The 17,730-nt window shown below is 42.4% G+C and carries 17 protein-coding genes; 10 read left to right on the forward strand and 7 right to left on the reverse strand.

What is annotated here, in order from left to right; translation table 11 throughout:
* Window positions 1-15 precede the first annotated feature (15 nt).
* A complete protein-coding gene (gene torS, locus SNR28_RS04140; protein ID WP_375749760.1) occupies window positions 16-2,907 on the forward strand; it encodes a TMAO reductase system sensor histidine kinase/response regulator TorS in 2,892 nt (963 codons plus the stop codon).
* 90 nt (window positions 2,908-2,997) lie between these two features.
* Here torS and SNR28_RS04145 read toward each other — a convergent pair whose 3' ends face one another.
* The 4 genes from SNR28_RS04145 to SNR28_RS04160 all read right to left on the reverse strand — a co-directional run bounded on the left by SNR28_RS04145 (window position 2,998) and on the right by SNR28_RS04160 (window position 6,651).
* Window positions 2,998-3,789 carry an HAD-IIB family hydrolase gene (locus SNR28_RS04145; RefSeq protein WP_375749761.1) on the reverse strand — a complete coding sequence of 264 codons (792 nt, stop codon included), beginning with the start codon at window positions 3,787-3,789 and terminating at the stop codon, window positions 2,998-3,000.
* A 9-nt stretch (window positions 3,790-3,798) separates the two neighbouring features.
* Window positions 3,799-5,082, reverse strand: a complete 1,284-nt coding sequence (locus SNR28_RS04150) for a TRAP transporter large permease (RefSeq protein ID WP_375749762.1) — start codon at window positions 5,080-5,082, stop codon at window positions 3,799-3,801.
* A gap of 9 nt (window positions 5,083-5,091) precedes the next feature.
* The gene (locus tag SNR28_RS04155; RefSeq protein WP_375749763.1) at window positions 5,092-5,568 is read right to left on the reverse strand and encodes a TRAP transporter small permease; all 477 of its coding nucleotides are present in this window, start codon (window positions 5,566-5,568) and stop codon (window positions 5,092-5,094) included.
* 90 nt (window positions 5,569-5,658) lie between these two features.
* On the reverse strand, window positions 5,659-6,651 hold the full coding sequence (locus SNR28_RS04160; RefSeq protein WP_375749764.1) for a C4-dicarboxylate TRAP transporter substrate-binding protein: 993 nt from the start codon (window positions 6,649-6,651) through the stop codon (window positions 5,659-5,661).
* Window positions 6,652-6,931: 280 nt separating this feature from the next.
* On the opposite strand from SNR28_RS04160, the gene SNR28_RS04165 reads away from it, so the two are divergent.
* The 6 genes from SNR28_RS04165 to SNR28_RS04190 all read left to right on the forward strand — a co-directional run bounded on the left by SNR28_RS04165 (window position 6,932) and on the right by SNR28_RS04190 (window position 11,607).
* Window positions 6,932-7,636 (forward strand): glycerophosphodiester phosphodiesterase family protein, encoded by a 705-nt coding sequence (locus SNR28_RS04165; RefSeq protein ID WP_375749765.1) that lies wholly within the window; start codon window positions 6,932-6,934, stop codon window positions 7,634-7,636.
* A gap of 11 nt (window positions 7,637-7,647) precedes the next feature.
* Window positions 7,648-8,382, forward strand: a complete 735-nt coding sequence (locus tag SNR28_RS04170) for a DeoR/GlpR family DNA-binding transcription regulator (RefSeq protein WP_375749766.1) — start codon at window positions 7,648-7,650, stop codon at window positions 8,380-8,382.
* Between the two features lie 128 nt (window positions 8,383-8,510).
* On the forward strand, window positions 8,511-9,392 hold the full coding sequence (locus SNR28_RS04175; RefSeq protein ID WP_375749767.1) for an oxidoreductase: 882 nt from the start codon (window positions 8,511-8,513) through the stop codon (window positions 9,390-9,392).
* A gap of 220 nt (window positions 9,393-9,612) precedes the next feature.
* Window positions 9,613-10,374: a helix-turn-helix domain-containing protein gene (locus tag SNR28_RS04180; protein ID WP_375749768.1), complete on the forward strand. Its 762-nt coding sequence runs from the start codon at window positions 9,613-9,615 to the stop codon at window positions 10,372-10,374.
* Between the two features lie 115 nt (window positions 10,375-10,489).
* On the forward strand, window positions 10,490-11,092 hold the full coding sequence (locus tag SNR28_RS04185; RefSeq protein ID WP_375749769.1) for an HAD family hydrolase: 603 nt from the start codon (window positions 10,490-10,492) through the stop codon (window positions 11,090-11,092).
* 11 nt (window positions 11,093-11,103) lie between these two features.
* Window positions 11,104-11,607: a hypothetical protein gene (locus SNR28_RS04190; RefSeq protein WP_375749770.1), complete on the forward strand. Its 504-nt coding sequence runs from the start codon at window positions 11,104-11,106 to the stop codon at window positions 11,605-11,607.
* A 59-nt stretch (window positions 11,608-11,666) separates the two neighbouring features.
* Here SNR28_RS04190 and pyrC read toward each other — a convergent pair whose 3' ends face one another.
* Window positions 11,667-12,695, reverse strand: coding sequence for a dihydroorotase (gene pyrC / locus SNR28_RS04195; protein WP_375749771.1), 1,029 nt, complete (start codon window positions 12,693-12,695; stop codon window positions 11,667-11,669).
* 171 nt (window positions 12,696-12,866) lie between these two features.
* On the opposite strand from pyrC, the gene SNR28_RS04200 reads away from it, so the two are divergent.
* A complete protein-coding gene (locus tag SNR28_RS04200; RefSeq protein ID WP_375749772.1) occupies window positions 12,867-14,687 on the forward strand; it encodes an MOSC N-terminal beta barrel domain-containing protein in 1,821 nt (606 codons plus the stop codon).
* A gap of 29 nt (window positions 14,688-14,716) precedes the next feature.
* Here the strand turns inward: SNR28_RS04200 and SNR28_RS04205 are convergent, their stop codons facing one another.
* Complete coding sequence (locus SNR28_RS04205; protein ID WP_375749773.1) at window positions 14,717-15,055, reverse strand: hypothetical protein; 339 nt, start codon at window positions 15,053-15,055, stop codon at window positions 14,717-14,719.
* Window positions 15,056-15,169: 114 nt separating this feature from the next.
* Here SNR28_RS04205 and SNR28_RS04210 point away from each other — a divergent pair, with 114 nt between their 5' ends.
* Window positions 15,170-15,706: a nicotinate-nicotinamide nucleotide adenylyltransferase gene (locus SNR28_RS04210; protein WP_375749774.1), complete on the forward strand. Its 537-nt coding sequence runs from the start codon at window positions 15,170-15,172 to the stop codon at window positions 15,704-15,706.
* Window positions 15,707-15,714: 8 nt separating this feature from the next.
* Here the strand turns inward: SNR28_RS04210 and SNR28_RS04215 are convergent, their stop codons facing one another.
* Window positions 15,715-16,323: an AraC family transcriptional regulator gene (locus SNR28_RS04215; protein ID WP_375749775.1), complete on the reverse strand. Its 609-nt coding sequence runs from the start codon at window positions 16,321-16,323 to the stop codon at window positions 15,715-15,717.
* 208 nt (window positions 16,324-16,531) lie between these two features.
* Here SNR28_RS04215 and SNR28_RS04220 point away from each other — a divergent pair, with 208 nt between their 5' ends.
* A complete protein-coding gene (locus SNR28_RS04220; protein WP_375749776.1) occupies window positions 16,532-17,656 on the forward strand; it encodes a 1-acyl-sn-glycerol-3-phosphate acyltransferase in 1,125 nt (374 codons plus the stop codon).
* Window positions 17,657-17,730: the final 74 nt, after the last annotated feature.

Below are 17,730 nucleotides of genomic sequence, written 5' to 3' on the forward strand. Positions count from 1 at the left end.
TGTCAGGTATTAATAATGCTGTTAGCTCCCGCGAGTATTGGCAGAACATTGCTGTTTTCTTTTACAGCCATGGCCGGCTTTCTGATTTTAGCTGTGGCGATAGGTACATCGGGTTTCAATTTTGTTGCTAAAACTGAAAAGAAGGTGGTTGATACGGCAATCCCAGCGATGTTGGAAGCAAGAGAAGTCGCCGGATTAAGTTCAAGAATTATTTCGTCAGTTCAGATATTGTCCAGTTCTGAAACAGAACTGGAAAGACGTATGGCGGGTCAGCAGCTTTTTGGGTTGTTGGAAAAACTACTGAGTCATATTGAAGAGTTAGGAAATGATGAATTCAACGTTTCTATATTAGAAGCGTTAGAAACTCACGTTCAGACCATCATCGATACCATCGCCCAACTTGGTATCGCTGTAGAGCAGGGACTAGCAATTGAACGAGACCTCGCGTTACGGGTTAACGAGATGCGTACTTTAGCTGATGAACTTGAGGAGCTCACCCGAACTCAGGTAAGAAATACCAGCACCATAACCGTCGCTAACGTGACACAGCTCTACGGACTGGTTGAAGATCAAGAAACAGAGACTGTTTTTGATGCACTTGACACTCTAGTCGAAGTCGACCTTGACCTCTCCGAACGATTACATGAACTCCATCTGCTTGCCTTTCAGATGCTGGCGCATATCGAAGAATCACAAACGGTAACTAACTTTGACCGTATTCAGCAGTTGAGCAGTGAATTCGACACCAATATGGAAATCATGATGAGACGAGTGAGATCCGTTGAAGATCCTACTCGCTCGGAACAGATGACAGCGCTGTTAGAGCAACTAAAACAGCGACGGGTTGTGTTCGACTTGCTGAGTCAGCGTTTTCAAATTAAAGAGACAGCTAACGGTTTGAAGGTTAAGACGTTAGAGGTTTTTGAAGAACTCAACGCCACGGTAAACAAGTTAGTTGATGAATCTAACCTTGTGACAGCCAGGGCTGTTTCAGATGTGACAAAAACTTTAAATTACGCAAAGTGGTCTCTGGTTATACTGTCGTTAACAGGTCTGATCGCCATGAGCATCATCATCTGGAAAATTGTTTATCAGTCTGTAGTTAAAAGGTTACATGCTTATTCAGATGCGCTAGTTTCTATTGCAAATGGCGAACTGGGTTTCAACCTAAAAGTGAAAGGGAAAGATGAAATCGCTCATATGGGCCGGGCGATTGTTACTGCGCGAGATACAGCAAAGCAGTTGCAGGTGGTGGCGAAAAGCGAGAAGGCAGCAAAGCTCGAGCTGGAGCAGCATAAAGCGCAACTTGAAGACACGATCACCGAACGCACGAAACAGCTTCAGGATGCGAATGAACAGTTAAATCGGGAAGTTTCTCAACACGCGAAAGCGAGGGAAGAAGCAGAACAGGCAAACAGAGCAAAAAGTGCATTTCTTTCTACGATGAGTCACGAGATCCGAACGCCGATGAACGGTGTCCTGGGAACAGCGACTTTACTTAAATCGACGGGATTAAATAGCCAGCAAAGCTATTATGTAGACGTGATTAACCGAAGCGGTTCTAACTTGTTAGCCATTCTTAACGATGTTCTGGATTACTCCAAAATAGAGGCGGGCAGACTTGAGATTAGGCCCGCTCCTTTCGAAATTTGTGAGTTGGTTAAAGATACATTCCAACTGCTGGAAAGCCGCGCGAACGAAAAAGGACTGGGTTTTCATTGTCAGTTGGAAAGTGATATCTGTGGTTATTGGTCTGGTGACTCAACTCGTATTGCACAGGTGCTGAACAACCTACTTGGTAATGCGATTAAATTCACCCAGAAAGGCGATATCGATCTCTATGTCAGTGAAGACCCGGAGGAAAAAGGCAACCTGCTGTTTGAAGTGACTGATACCGGTATTGGTATTGATCAAAAAGACGCTGACAAGCTGTTTAAAGTGTTTTCACAACTTGGTACGGAAGAAGCGAAAGTAGGAGGCACTGGATTAGGTTTAGCGATTAGCCAGAAACTGGTCGAAGCGATGGGTGGTTATATCTCCGTTGAATCTGAACTTGGTCAGGGAAGTCGGTTCTGGTTCTCTATTCCAATGAAACAAACTGACGCACCAAGTGAAATTAAGGTTGAGACGCAGCGAGAAACGAAATACAAAGCCAAGATACTGATGGTTGAAGACAACCCTGTTAACTGCATGGTTGCGGAAGGATTCCTATCTTTGGAAGGCCATGAGGTGACTATCGCTGAAGATGGTGCGTCGGGTGAAAAATGCTTTCTGGAAAACCGATATGATATCGCACTGCTTGATATCAATCTGCCGGATTGTAACGGTGTAGAGTTGCTTGCGCGATTGCGTCAGGTTGAAAAAAATAATGGAGAAGAGCCAATCCCTATGGTCGCTGTCTCTGCTCATGTGTTTAGTGAAGAAGTTGAGAACTACATAAACGCTGGCTTTGATGGTTATATCCCTAAACCATTGGATAAGAAACAACTGTCCAATGCGATACAAGCGTCACTTGAAGGCAGAAACCTGCTCTTAGAGCAAACCAAAGGAGATAATGTAGAAGCTCATAAAGACAACGTTGTTGTCGATTACTCTGTTCTTGAAGAAGACATTGGGGTTCTGGGTAAAGATAAGATTGTTCGGTTGGTCGAGCTCTTTTGCAAGAGTAGTAGTGAAATAATGGAAGCGCTGGTAAAAGCAGAGCAATCTGGCGACAAGGGAGAAATCAAACAACTGGCTCATAAGTTAAAAGGTTCTGCTGGTTCAATGGGCATGAAGTGGTTGTTTAATGTGTGTCTTGAAGTAGAGTCCGACTCTAATCCACTTGAAAAGTATATAGAACAGAAAAATGAGCTTAGTGATGCACTCGATATCTCAATAAAGATGTTAAAAAAAAGGCTGAGTTAAAGATAAATATGTTACCATGTAACATTAAGTAGGTGCGAGTAAAATAGTTTTTAAAATGCCACCAAATTATGGTGGCATTTTTTATGATGATTAACTTGATTTCAGTTCCAGTAGTTGGTCGACAAATTCAGCAAAGCCGTATCCACCCGGCTTAGTCATCACAACTGAAGGGTAATCAGTCAGCTTGTCCCAATAATTAGCAATATTAGCAACACCCACGCTTTTAGTAAGGGTAGCGAACATTGCCTGATCATTGGCTGAATCACCGACATAGCAAACCTGCTCATCTATCTCTTCATCGCTAAGACCATAACTTCTCAAGAAAGCAAGGGAGCTTACTTTCTTCGAATGTTCGCCATACCAGGCATTTATATGAATGGAACTGGCGGTTGCATGGGCACCAAGCGCATGAATTTTATCGACGACTTCATTGATGATTTTGCTATCTACTTTAGGTCGGTTCTGTCCAATATCAATCGCGACTTCACACAGCCTGTATGGTTGGTCGAGTGTAAGTTTCAGGTCTGGATAATCTTTTAAGATCTCTAAAACCTGTTGTTTTAAAGTACTTTGAAGCTCTCGCATTTCTTCGAGACTGACTGCCGACTCAATACAAAGATGTCCATTGTTCTTTTTTAAGGTGATAGCCCCATTTTCTCCCAGTGCTGCTTCAACCGGCCACAACTGAGCAATTTGGTCACACCAACCAGAGCAGGCACCGGTTACCGCCACCACTTTGATACCCGCTTTCTGAAGCTTATCCATAGCGATCAGTGCTTCAGGAGGCAACATGCCTTCACAGGTAATGGTATCGTCAACGTCGGTGAGAACCCAGTTAATCTCTTTCCACTCGCTGGTAAGTTTGTTTGGTACTGATTTCATTAACGCCTCCTACAGCAAGTTAGGTAAGAACATAACGAGCCACTCAGAATAGGTGAGGAGCATAAGAACACCGAGCAACGCAGCTAACAGAGGCGCTACTTCCCGTACAAAGTCCACCATACGTACGCGCAGAATTGAACATACTGTAAACATCATAGAACCAAACGGAGGTGTTACACCACCAATCATAATATTAACGATGACAATGATACCGAAGTGGACAGGGTTAACGCCCAGGTTCAGCACCGCAGGTAATAGAAGCGGTGTAAGAATGATCATTGCCGCCCCACCTTCGATAAACATACCTACGACTAGTAACAGCACGTTTATGATTAGAAGAAGCGTTAACTTGTTATCCGTAAGCCCAATAAGGAAAGAGGCGACATTCTGCGGAATTTGTTCCAGGGTCATGTAATACCCAAACACCATTGCACCGATGATGATAAACATGACCGCACTGGTTCCCTGTATAGTCTCTCTTAGTATGATTTTGAAGTGGTGAATTTTTAGCTCTTTATAAATAAAGAACCCGATGATTGCACAAAGAAGTACCGCTATTGCACCTGCTTCGGTCGGAGTAAACAGGCCAAATCTCATACCTAGGATAATCCCGAACGGAATGAACAGAGCAGGGATAGCTTTCGCGAAATAGGTGAGCCTTTCTTTTCCGGAAGCCGCTTCTTTACGCGATGGTTTGTAGCCACGTTTTCTGGAAATAAACGCGATGGTTATCATGAGAGCGCTGGCCATCAGTATTGCTGGGACATAGCCAGCAATAAACATGGAATGAACAGAAACGTTAGCCAGTAAAGCAAAAATTATAAGGTTTATGCCGGGTGGAATTACCGGACTAATACTTGATGACGCAGCGGTAACCGCCGCGGTAAATGGAAGATCGTAACCTCGCTTTGTCATCTCAGGTGCGAGAATCTTCGATTGCATTGCGGCATCGGCATTAGCTGAGCCTGAAATGCCCCCCATAAGGGTGCTCAGTAGCACGTTCACATGCGCCAGTCCCCCGATACGATGCCCGATAAGTGAATCTGCAAAAGCGAGTAAACTCCGACTGATTCCAGCGTAATTCATTATCGAACCCACCATGATGAAAAATGGTATTGCTAGTAGTGGGAAGGAAGACGCAGATGAAATAAACCGCTGCATGACTAGTGCAACTGGAAGCGAATCGTTGATAAAGAAAAAATAAACCATTGCTGAAGCAATCAGTGAAAAAGCAATCGGTATATTTAACAAGAAAAGAACAAACAGAAGAATAATTGGTATATAGATATCCACTTTCGTCACCTACTGCATTTGATTGGACGAGTCATGATCTGAAGGCTTCAAATCATCTCGGATAAATTTGATTGTATGTATTGCCATCATAAAGAAGCAGAACACTAATACACTGTTAATCGGCAGATAAGACATGCCCATCACTGGTGTCACTTTGGACGAGAGCATGGTGTAGTCGAGGCTTAAATAGGCCATTGCCAGATTAAAAAACAACAGGAAGAATGAGATCACCAGGCGGAACGGCCGCTGGATATGAGCAGGCAGGAGCAGCATAACTACATCCACACCCATATGTAATTTATGTTTGTAGCAAGAGCTGATTCCGAAATAGACCGCCCAGATAAAACAGATAACAGAGAGCTCTTCACTCCAGGGAACAACAAATCCGAGGCAATAACGTAAAAAGACGTTAATGATGACGACAAGGACGGTAATCGATATGGCTATGGATGCCAGTATCTCTTCGAGATTAGCTAAAAAACGCATTTGGTCTCCGGTGCTTTATGCCGGGTAAGTAATAAAATACGCCTTCACATTAAGCTGCAAAGGCGTAAACAACATACTTACCGGTTTTTACTACTTGGCTGCGCGAATTTTTTCTAGTTCAGCGTTGATGGTTGCGTGTACATCTGGGCTCCACGTAGGGAACTGGTTATAAACCGATGCAGTCAACTTGTTAAACTCTGCAGTATCAACTTCGTTAAATGTCACACCTTGTTCTTTAAGCTTTTGAGTGTACTCTTCGTCAAGCTTAACCAAATTCTTGGTATTTGACTCCGCACCTGCCAGAATTTCTTCCATTACGATTTTCTGTTCGTCTGCGCTTAGCTTATCCCACACTTTTGGAGAGATGTATAAGCCTACCGTACCAAGGAAGTGACCGGTTTTAGACATGTTCTTCGCAACTTCGTAAATCTTAGTTGAGTACATAGTCAGAATAGAGCCTTCAAGACCGTCTACAACGCCCTGCTGAACCCCTGCATAGGTTTCAGGAAAAGGCAGTGCTGCTGGTGCTGCACCCATAGATTTAAGAGTGCTGATGAACAACTGACTACCCGGAACGCGGATACGCATACCTTTCATATCTGCCGATGTTTTGATCTCTTTATTTGTGATCATGTGACGGAAACCAAAGATATAATCAGCGTTCAAAACTTTGATGCCTTTCTCTTCCGCTTTCTTCGTCAAATCTGCAACGTAATCGGTTTTCATCATTGCCAGATATTCATCATAAGAGTTGTACAACATCGGGCCTGCAAGAGCTGCAAAATCTGGCACGTAGTCGCCAAGGTAGCTTAAGTCTTCTACCGCGATCCAGTTAGCTCCGTTTACTACTTGCTCTAGGTTATCTTTGTATACAGGTAGCTGGCCACCCGGGAATACTTTGATATTGACTTCACCATCAGTACGTTCGCGAATGTTATCTGTTACTTTAATCAACTCCTGAGTCAGAAGCTCGTTTTGAGTGAATACCAAACTCATGTTGATGTTTGTTTTAGCCATAGCTGCGTTGTTCATTCCAAATAGAGCAGTAGCAGCGAGTACAGATCCCAATAGTGTTTTTTTCATCGTTTTGACCTTTTGTTAGATGAGGTGTCCCTTTGTTCACGGGGTCGTTTGTTATTTTTAGAGTTAAAATGTTTCAAATGGCTTACATTCAAGTGAACATTATATTAATCAAGTGAAACTATCGATCATGTTAACAAGCTCAAATTGTTAACTCTTTTTTTCTCTCAAAATGGTTAGATTTAGTTATATTATGCGTACGTTATGACACTGTTCACATTGTTGCTTATTTACATTTGAGTAGTTGTTGAGTTTTTTCATATGAACATTGGTGGAAGAGAAAATGATAGTTGGACATCGCGGAGCGGCTGCTCTTGCTCCCGAAAATACAATGGCAGGAATAAAAAAAGCGGCTAAGTTAGGCTGTCAATGGATAGAAACCGATACCCATCTAAGTGGAGACAATGTTCCTGTTATCTTTCACGATCAAACGGTCGACCGTTGTACTAACGGAACGGGAAAAGTGTCAGAACTTTCGGCCAAACAGTTAAGAGAGCTGGATGCAGGGAGTTGGTTTGCCGATGATTTTGTCGGAGAGCGTATCCCTACACTTGAAGAACTGCTGTCTTATTGCAAAGACCAAAATATGGGTATAAACCTTGAGTTAAAAGTGTATGACCTGAAAAGTGTGGAGCAACTTGTAGAGCAAGTTGGCGTCGTCATAGAAAAGGTTTCTTTTGATACCCGAAACTTGTTGCTGTCCAGCTTTTCAATTGAAGCGGTGAAAGAGTGCAAACGAGTATTTCCAGATATAAGGGTAGGTTTGATAACCGAAGATGCAACGTTAGCTTATCTTGACGAAATCAAACCACTGAACCTGTATAGTGTTCATGTTGATCAAAAAATTCTTTCAAACGAGATGGCAAAAACTCTGACAGCTCTCGGATATGAGTTGAATATTTGGACACTGAATGATGCGACTAAAGCAGCTCACTTCAAGTCCATTGGAGTCGAGCACATCATTACTGATGACCCGTCACTATTTTAAGTGGAAATAGCATGGAGCTCACTCAACGACAGAAGAAAATTCTTTCTTATTTAAAACTGCACAGTGACGTTCAAATAGATGAACTTGCAGAGATGTTTGACGTCACTCCCCAAACCATTCGACGAGATGTCAACTACCTATGTGAACATGGATTGGCTAGAAGGGTTCACGGGGGAGTTAACTTACCTGCAGTGTTAACAAATACGACCTATCAGTTTCGAGCGAAAGTGGAATCAGATATAAAACTGGCAATGGCAAAAGAGGTCGCGAAAGCGATCCCCGAGGGGTCCACCATCATGTTGGGTATTGGCACTTCGATTACTTACGTTGCTCAGTGTTTATCGCAAACTAAAAAGCTTCGGGTCATTACCAATAATGTTCAAGCGGCCAGAATTCTGGAATCGAATACCAACATAGAGGTTTTTCTCGCTGGTGGATTGGTAAGAAGTGAACACCAGGACATAGTCGGTCAAAGTGTGTTGAACTTTTTTTCAGATTTTGAAGCCGATATCGGGATTATAGGTTGTGGATCTGTTACTGAGAGTTTGAATGCCATGGAGCATGAAACGCAGGAAGCAGAGATTTCTAAGTCAATAATTGCGAACTCTCGTCAAAGCTGGTTACTGTCCGACTCAAGTAAATGGGGAAGGTTTGCTTCGGTTAAAGTTTCGAGTTTATATTCGCTTTCCAGAATTTATACTAACAAAACGGATATGCCTATGGACCTTCCTATATACAGGGTTTAACAGTTCTTTTTTTCGATAGAACCTTGTCTGTAAAATCGACAAGTAATTCCGGGAAATGTATAAAACATGAGCTCTCGAGCTTTGTAAGATCCTCTCAGTCCTAAACAACGACCAGAGAGAATCAGCTTATGACAAACACGAATTGGAATACCAATATGATTGGCGACCAGACAGGTCGACTTGTCGTAATTACAGGTGCAACGAGCGGCATTGGAAAAGAGACGGCTAAAGTATTGGCAGCAAAAAACGCGACCGTTTTGATTGGCGCTCGAAATCTTGTTAAAGCTGAAGCAGTAATAAAAGAGATTAAAGATCAGTATCCGGAAGCCAATGTTGTTGCTCGTGAGCTTGATCTAACCAGTCTCACGTCGGTCAAGTCCTTCGCAGATTCGATTTTAAAAGACTTCGATAAACTAGATGTCTTAATCAACAATGCGGGGATTATGGCGTGCCCTCATGCTGAGACAAAAGATGGATTTGAAGTTCAAATGGGTACGAACCATCTTAGTCATTTTGCTTTGACAGGACGCCTGATGCCGCTTCTTAAAGGGACACCAGATTCCCGTGTGGTTGTTCTTGGGAGTGTAGGGCACTATTTTGGCAATATCGATCTTACAGACATCAACTGGCAGAAACGCAAATATAAGACAAATAGAGCATACGCTGACAGCAAGTTAGCGAATCTTTATTTTTTCCACGAGCTATCCCGAAGATTGGAGAAAGATCCTGAAGCACCAATTGTATCTGCCGCACACCCAGGCTGGACACAGACAGAGCTTCAACGCCACACAAAAAGTATTAACTTCCTGAATCGGTTTTTCTCTCAGGGTGTAGAACAAGGCGCTTTACCGACGCTCAGAGCTGGTTTGACCAAAACGTGCGTTCCGGGGAGTTTTATGGGCCTTCTAAGTATTTTGAACTTCAGGGTGCACCAGTCATGGTTGGGTCGAGCAAACGTTCTCAAGATAGAGAGGTGGCCAGAAAACTGTGGCAACAATCGGAAACGTTAACAGGCGTAGTGTTCTAAAATGAATGAAGTTTTAGAATTTCACCGCAGTTAAAACCGAATATCTGAACACGAGTAGCGACGATGAATGATATTTATCACCTAAATTCAATATCACAGGTACACCGCTCATTAGGAATCGAACGGCCTAAGCATCGCTTATTACGGTTATCCCAAATAACTGTATTCATAGCGATTTGCTCAAAGCGAGCTATAGGTGCGACATGTACATCGTCTCTATGAAAGAAGGCATATCCGGTTCGATGGGATATGGTAGAAGTACCTACGATTTTGATGAGGGAGTCATGCTTTTCATCGCTCCGGGACAAGTTGTAGTCCCTGGAGACACGGTGATTGATAACACTTCTAAAGGATGGTCACTTTTGTTCCATCCAGACTTGATTCGTCGCACTTCGTTAGGGCAGAAGATTAATCAATACTCTTTCTTTTCTTACGATGTTAATGAAGCGCTTCACCTGTCTGATGACGAAATTCAAACACTGACTGAACTGGTTCAGAAGATAACGAAAGAGCTAGAACAAAGAATCGACAAGCACACAGAGAATCTGATTTCCGGAAACATCGAACTTCTTCTTGATTACTGTACTCGCTTTTATGATCGACAATTTTATACTCGTTCAAATCACAACAAAGACAGTATCGTAGAGTTTGAAAGTTTCTTAAGAGACTATTTCCAGAGTGATGAAGTTATCCAAAATGGTATTCCCAGTGTGGCTTATTGTGGAAAAGAGCTAGGTATTTCCCCAAATTATTTGAGCGATTTGCTAAAAAAGGAAACGGGTAAAACCGCTAAGGAACATATCCAGCTCTTTCTTATTGAGAGAGCGAAAAACAAATTGTTAGGGTCTGATGATTCGATTAGCAGAATCGCATTTGATCTTGGTTTTGACTATCCAGCTCATTTTACCAAGGTATTCCGTAAAACAACTGGGTATAGTCCTTCTGAGTTTAGGAAGCTTAATTAAACCTAGTGGAAAACAACCTTCTAATGTACTAGAAAATAGTTCTGCAGGAATCTTGAGTAAAAAGCGAAATGTGATAATGTTTTTTGCTTGAATGTAACTTGCGGGATACCTAAGAATGACTATCGACCTAACGAAGTACAAAGGTCTAATTTTTGATATGGACGGCACTTTATTAGATACCATGCCATATCACCTGGATGCGTGGGAGTTAACCGCTCAAGCATATAATATTCCATTCGACAGAAGCTGGATTCATAGTATGGGTGGCATGCCAAGCCCGAAAATTACTATGGAAGTTAATGCTCGTTATGGTTTGGATCTTGATCCGAAAGAAGTAGCTGGTTACAAAATGGCAAGGTTTGCAGAGATGGACGGAAGTGGGGAAGTCATCCCACATACTTTTGAAGTTCTGAAAACTGCACAGGGTAAGTTTAAGACTGCAATCGGTACTGGTAGCCCGAGACAAAATGCAATGAGACTGTTAGAAGGCCAGGATCTGGTACCTATGTTCGACACCATAGTCACTGCGTCAGATGTCGAAAATCATAAACCAAACCCGGACACTTTCTTACTTGCGGCTGAACGAATGGATATAACTCCTGCTGAGTGTGTTGTGTTCGAAGATACAGAGCTTGGTAAACAAGCAGCTCATCTGGCGGGAATGGATTGCATCATGGTTGTCGGTGATAAGTTCGAATTTTATCCAGTAGCAGGTTAAACGGTATTCATATGGTCTCTCGTCTTAAAAGGAAATTAGAAGAAAACCGAGAGAGGAGAGAGCGTGAGCTATTGCTCGAAGAAATGCCAGATGAATGGTCTGAGAAACTAGAAAAATCGAATTACCTATTTAGTTTCGATTTTTTTGATAACTTTCCTTTATCGATTATGTCGCCACTCGACAACGTCTCTTTTTTTGACGATAAATCAGTTATTCATGGTGATTACGACCGAAAAAGTGATGCAATCACGTTTATAAGTTCTTTAGATATTATGCTTGAGCCTCCTACACATATTTGGCTTGGCTCTGGTCCAGTTTTCGAACTGGATAAACCGCTAGATTCAAGAACCTTGGCGGATCTAATCAAAGGCAGCGAGTTTATGTCTGTTGCAGTTGAGAAGAACCTGTCTAAGGGCCTGATATGCCATGATTACCTGGGCTACCTTGAGCCTGAACGAATGACGAACAACAATGAACTCATCTTTGATGTTTTTTATTATTCAAGTCTCGATTAAATGACTCAAAAAAAACAGGGTAGCCTCGCGGCTACCCTGTTTGCTTAAACCTAACGATACTATTTCACTTTCCAGGTTACGGCATCACCTGCTTTGATTGGTACGACAGTCTCGTTACCAAAAGGCATCTCTTTATCTACTGTCCACTCTTCTTTTACCAGTGTTACTGTATCGGTGTTTCTTGGTAATCCATAGAAATCTGGGCCATTAAAACTAGCGAATGCTTCCAGGTTTTCTAACTTGCCTGCTAGTTCAAATACTTCAGCGTAAAGCTCTAAAGAAGCATGAGCGGTGTATGAACCTGCACAGCCACATGAAGTTTCTTTTTTACCTTTTCCGTGTGGTGCAGAGTCAGTACCTAAGAAAAACTTTTTGTTGCCACTTGTCGCGGCTTTCACCAATGCGTCCTGGTGGGTATTTCTTTTCAAGATTGGCAGACAGTAAAAGTGTGGACGAATACCACCAACCAACATGTGATTTCGGTTGAACATTAAATGGTGTGCTGTAATGGTAGCTGCGACGTTGTCACCCGCTTCTTTAACAAACTTAACCGCATCTGCAGTTGTAATATGTTCAACGACTATCTTAAGTGTATTGAAGTTTTCAACGATGGGCGCCAAGACATTATCTAAAAACACTTTTTCGCGGTCAAAGATATCAATCTCGTGTGTCGTCACTTCTCCGTGAATAAGCAGCAACATACCTACTTCTTCCATTGCCTCAAATACAGGATACATGTCGGGGATAGAAGTAACACCAGAGTCGGAGTTGGTTGTTGCTCCGGCAGGGTATAGTTTTGCAGCGTAAACTTTACCGCTTGCTTTAGCCTTGCGAATCTCTTCAGGCGTCGTTTTGTCGGTTAGATACAGTGTCATGAGGGGTTCAAAGTGGGTCGCTGGAAGTGCGTCCATAATGCGTTGGTGATAAGCGAGCGCCAAATCTGTATCTGTGGTAGGAGGTACGGTATTCGGCATTACAATTGCTCGACCGTTGTATCTGCTGATGTCGCGTACAGTATCGACGAGTACCTCTCCGTCACGCAAATGAACATGCCAGTCATCAGGGCGAGTAATTGTCAAAGTTGTCATTGAGATGCTCCTACATTGGGTAAATTCTATCGGAGCCTAGCAAAACGCAAACGGTTACGCTTAGGCGACAGGATGATAGAGGAAAAACTTTACTATTGCATCTCATTTATGTGAGTATTTTAGTTATAAATCGACCATACTCTAATAAAAACAATACCATCTGGAGCAATTATGTCTGAAACAAGACTCTCTCAAATACATGTCTATCCTGTAAAATCGACTAAAGGTATTTCAATTTCGAGCAGTTGGGTTGAAAAGCAAGGTTTAGCTTTCGACAGGCGATTTATGTTGGCGTCTTCAGATGGGATGATGATCACTTCCAGAACACACCCAAAGTTATTGCTTGTACAGGTTAGTTTAATGACTGATGGCTTGATTCTATCTTATCCCGGTAAAGCGTCGGTCAAGATTGCTTACTCCGAACTAGCAAACAACGAAGTCGAAACGACAGTCTGGAAGGATACTTTTTCGGCTTACTCTACTACCATCGATGCTGACAGGTGGTTTAGCGAAATTATTGGTGAAGAGACTCAGTTGTTGTTCACCGGGAAACAGTCCAATCGTTATAGAGAAAAACTCAGTCAGAATGTGAGCTTTGCTGATGGTTATCCGCTACTAATTATCAGCAAGCAGTCGCTGGAAGAACTGAATCGACGTTGTCCTGAACAGCAGGTGATGTCTCAGTTTCGACCGAACCTTGTTGTCGATGGAGCGGAACCATTTATTGAAGATAGCTGGAAGAAGATAAAAATTGGCGAAGTTATTTTCGAGGTTAGGAAACCTTGCGAACGTTGTATCTTAACTACGGTAGACCCAAAAACAGGCAAACCTTCCGATAGCAAAGAACCATTAGCTACATTATCAACCTTCAGAGCAAACGAATCAGGTGGCACATTCTTTGGCCAAAACCTTGTCGCCTTGAATGAAGGTGTTATTAATGCCGGTGATGCAATTGAGGTACTCGAGACTAAAGAAAAAGAGCAGTACGTTGATAAGTCATTAGATAAATTGAAGCTTACTTGTGTGGACATTGAAGAGATCGCTAAGGGCTTCGTGACTTATTGGCTGGAACCTGTTCACGGTGTGTTACCTCCATATCTTCCGGGTCAGCACTTGCCAGTTGAAATACACGATGGCGATGAACTTATTGCTCGACACTACACGCTCTCTTCGAGCCCATCTCGCCCTGGACGCTATGCGATATCCGTAAAACGTGTCAATGGTGGCAGAGTGTCAAACTGGATTCTGGACAACATCAGAGTAGGGGATACTTTGATGGCAGATACGCCAAAAGGGGCGTTCCATTTAACTGAACAATACAACAATCCGCTTCTTCTTATGTCGGCAGGCAGCGGCGTAACTCCGATGCTTTCGATGCTTCGTTATTTAGCGGATCACAATCAGATGAACGATATTGTGTTCTATCATCAATGCAGCACTGTTGATGATATTCCATATAGGAATGAGCTCGACGCCTTAAATTCTCAATTTGAAGGGTTGAAAGTCATTATTTCGCTGAGTCAGGCACACGAGGAATGGGATGGGTTAAAGGGGCGCATTGCTCTCTCTCACATTAAACATATTCCTGAACTTGAAAGTCGGCAGGCCTTTGTCTGTGGTCCAAGTGGCTTTATGCAAAAAGCGAAAAACTTACTCATTAAGTTAGGGTTAAATGAATCGAATTACCATCAGGAGATGTTTGGTATCGAGGCTGGTCACACGGCTCAGGAACTGAAATCAGTTTCGCTTACTGTGAACGGTGCAACTTTTACTGGTGACAATCAGACTCCGTTATTGCTTCAGGCGGAAAAAGCGGGTGTGACAATCATTAACAGTTGCCGTGCGGGTTTTTGTGGTGCTTGTACCGTGACGCTAGAATCTGGAGAAGTTAACCAACCAGACGTTCCAGCATTAACCGATGAAGACAGAATTGCAGGGAAGGTATTGGCGTGTTGTTGTGTTCCTAAAACCGATATCGAAGTCGTTTCTTAATTGCTGAAGGAGGGAGGCTACCCATTGAGCTACTCAATGAGGTAGTACTCCTCGTAATTTGTTATTTCAACGCTTCGCGATGCACTTACAATGTAATCCGTGATACAGGTAATCACATAAGAGTGATTGTTGGAGATAATGTCGCCAGGCTGTAACAACCTAAGAGGCTTATCACTTGTAGAACAAATCCACTCTTTATGAGCGTTATCATTGACGACAACTAATACAATGTTGTCTACCGCGGTCGCTCTATTCCCATTATTTGAAGTCACAACAAATTGTTGCCCGGACAAAACATGCTCAACAATCGCACCGGCTTTAAACTGGCTCATCGAATGTGGTCGGGTTGGGGTAGTATTCTTGCTCATCTTTCTGATTAATAATTATGTTTTTCTTGAGGTTAGCAGTAGTGAGCAAGGAAGTAAATTAATGATATACTCTGTCACTTGTTAAGCTCAATTACGCATATTATTTAATCGCAAATGACAGATTCATCTAACACCGTCCTCAAAATTGCTGTATTTGGCAGTGCTTTTAATCCACCTAGTATTGGTCATAAGAGTGTTATTGAATCACTTATGCATTTTGATCGGGTTTTACTCATACCAAGCATTGCTCATGCTTGGGGAAAAGAGATGCTTTGCTATGAGAAAAGGTGTGAACTAGTGGATGTGTTTATCGAAGATCTGAACAAGGTTAAAGTCAAGCGTTCCACCGTTGAAGAGAAATTACATACGCCTGGTGAAAGCGTCACTACGTATGCAGTACTTGAAAGGCTACAACAAGAAAACCCAAACGCCGAACTAACGTTTGTTATTGGACCTGACAATTTCTTCAACTTTTCAAAGTTCTACAAGGCGTCTGAGATAACACAGCGTTGGTCGGTTATGGCATGTCCTGAAAAAGTGAAGGTAAGAAGTACAGAGATCAGGGAACGCATCAAAGAAGGAAAACGTATTTCCGAGCATACTACTCCAGGCGTAGAATCTTATCTAAAAGAACATAACCTCTACATCTAAGTAGAATACTAGAGACTTTCACCCAGAATAAGTGTTGTAATCTGCTCAAACTGATCTGAAGCGCCAGCGAACAGTTTTTCTATCACTTGTTCTTTTTTAGTCCCGGACAATATAAGCTTTCTCGCTTCTCTAACTTTCATAGATAACTGCAACTCCTGAGACAAGCTATTCTTAGAATCCGGGCTCCATTGAGTGAATTTTTGGCTAAGTGGTGAAAGATTTAATTCTGGAGTCAGTTCGGTTAGTTCATCCCGAATTACCCTCAATAGGTTTTCAGAGTGTTGCTCAGAAACTTTTTGCGTAGCCAACTTAGTTAGTATCGCCGAAGAAACGGCGCCAGGATGCACATAACCAGCTTGAACCGGGAATGCATCTTTTAATCTGACGGATACATCAACTTTTGATATCTCAGAATTTGGGAAGATGGTTAAAGATGTCAGACAATCTGCTGGTATCCAAAAAGATTGACCTTTTTCTATCGCGTATTCGAACTTTTTAAGCTTAAACAGTACTAATCCATTATGAACATACAGCAGGCTGTTTTTTAACACCTTTTTTCTAGGTGTAACGACAAGTGTAGAGTTGTGCTCATATTTGTGTTCGATAGCGTGATTCATTCGGATTCCCTGTGTTTTCCCCTTTTTCTCAGGGGCGCATAGAGTAACTTTTTTTGTGATAAATGCAATGGATTCGATATTACAGACCATAATAACGGCATAAACTCTAAGGTCTCTGGTCTGACCTTGTCATAGAAACGTAAACATTAGCTGCGTGACATAGCAAGAGCGCGTAATATTGTGCCGATTTTGAAATACGAAGATTACAATGACTGAAGTAAACGACATATATAAGGATATTCGTCCATATAACGACGACGAAATTCGTCCTGCCATTGAAAGATTGATAAACGACAAAGAATTTATCAATGCAATCATAAAACACAGATTCTCGAATTACCCAAGCTGGTTAAGTACCGTACTTACCCCAGCGGTGAAAATCTATCTTCGCTCTAAGTGGGGCAAGCTCTCATCAGTTCATGATGTTCAGTTAGAGATCGAAAAGTATCTTAGTCGTATTCTGGATACAACTACCGATGGGGTAACCTATTCCGGGCTGGATAACCTGGATACCAACGTTCCATACCTTTTCGTTTCGAACCATCGGGATATAGCGATGGATCCTGCGCTGGTAAACTTCGGGCTGCACCATAGCAAGCACAAAACTGTGAGAATCGCGATCGGTGATAACTTGCTCAAAAAACCTTGTGCGACGGAGTTGATGAAGATAAACAAAAGCTTCATCGTTAAACGTTCAGCAAAAGCACCTCGTGAACTAATGAAAGCGTTGGGTCAGCTATCTTCTTACATCAAGCACTCACTAGATACGGGGAACTCTATCTGGATCGCTCACAAAGAAGGGCGAGCGAAAGATGGCAATGATTTTACCGATCCTGCGATTCTCAAGATGTTCCACGTAGAAGGCCGTAAGCAAAAGATCAGCTTTGCAGACTATATTAAAACGTTGAGAATCGTGCCTGTCGCGATTTCTTACGAAAACGACCCTTGCGATTTGGCGAAAGCAAATGAACTGTTTGAGAAAGCAGAGAAGGGGACATACGAGAAATCAGAGTTCGAAGATATCGATAGTATCGTGAAAGGTATTCTTGGTTACAAAGGTAAAGTCCACGTAGCATTTGGTGATGTGATTGATGGTGATTTCGAAACACCGGAATTGCTGGCTGGAGAGATAGATAAACAGATCCATGCTTTGTATAAGCTTTATCCAATAAATCTGCTTGCCGCTGAAGAATCAAACGATGTGATTACCGATGCCACAAAAGCAGCGTTAGAAGAGAAGTTGTCTGTGCTTCCTGAGGCTGCACGTAACTATCTTACGGATATGTACGCTAATCCGGTTCGAAGAAAAATGGAACTGGAAAACGGGTACTAGTTAAAAGAAATCAGAGATACCAATGCTTGATTCTTAAATTAAATTATTGGTATCTCTGTGAGCCCACTACAGTG

Origin of the sequence: Vibrio iocasae, assembly GCF_042245395.1 — a bacterium.
Taxonomy (GTDB): domain Bacteria; phylum Pseudomonadota; class Gammaproteobacteria; order Enterobacterales; family Vibrionaceae; genus Vibrio; species Vibrio iocasae.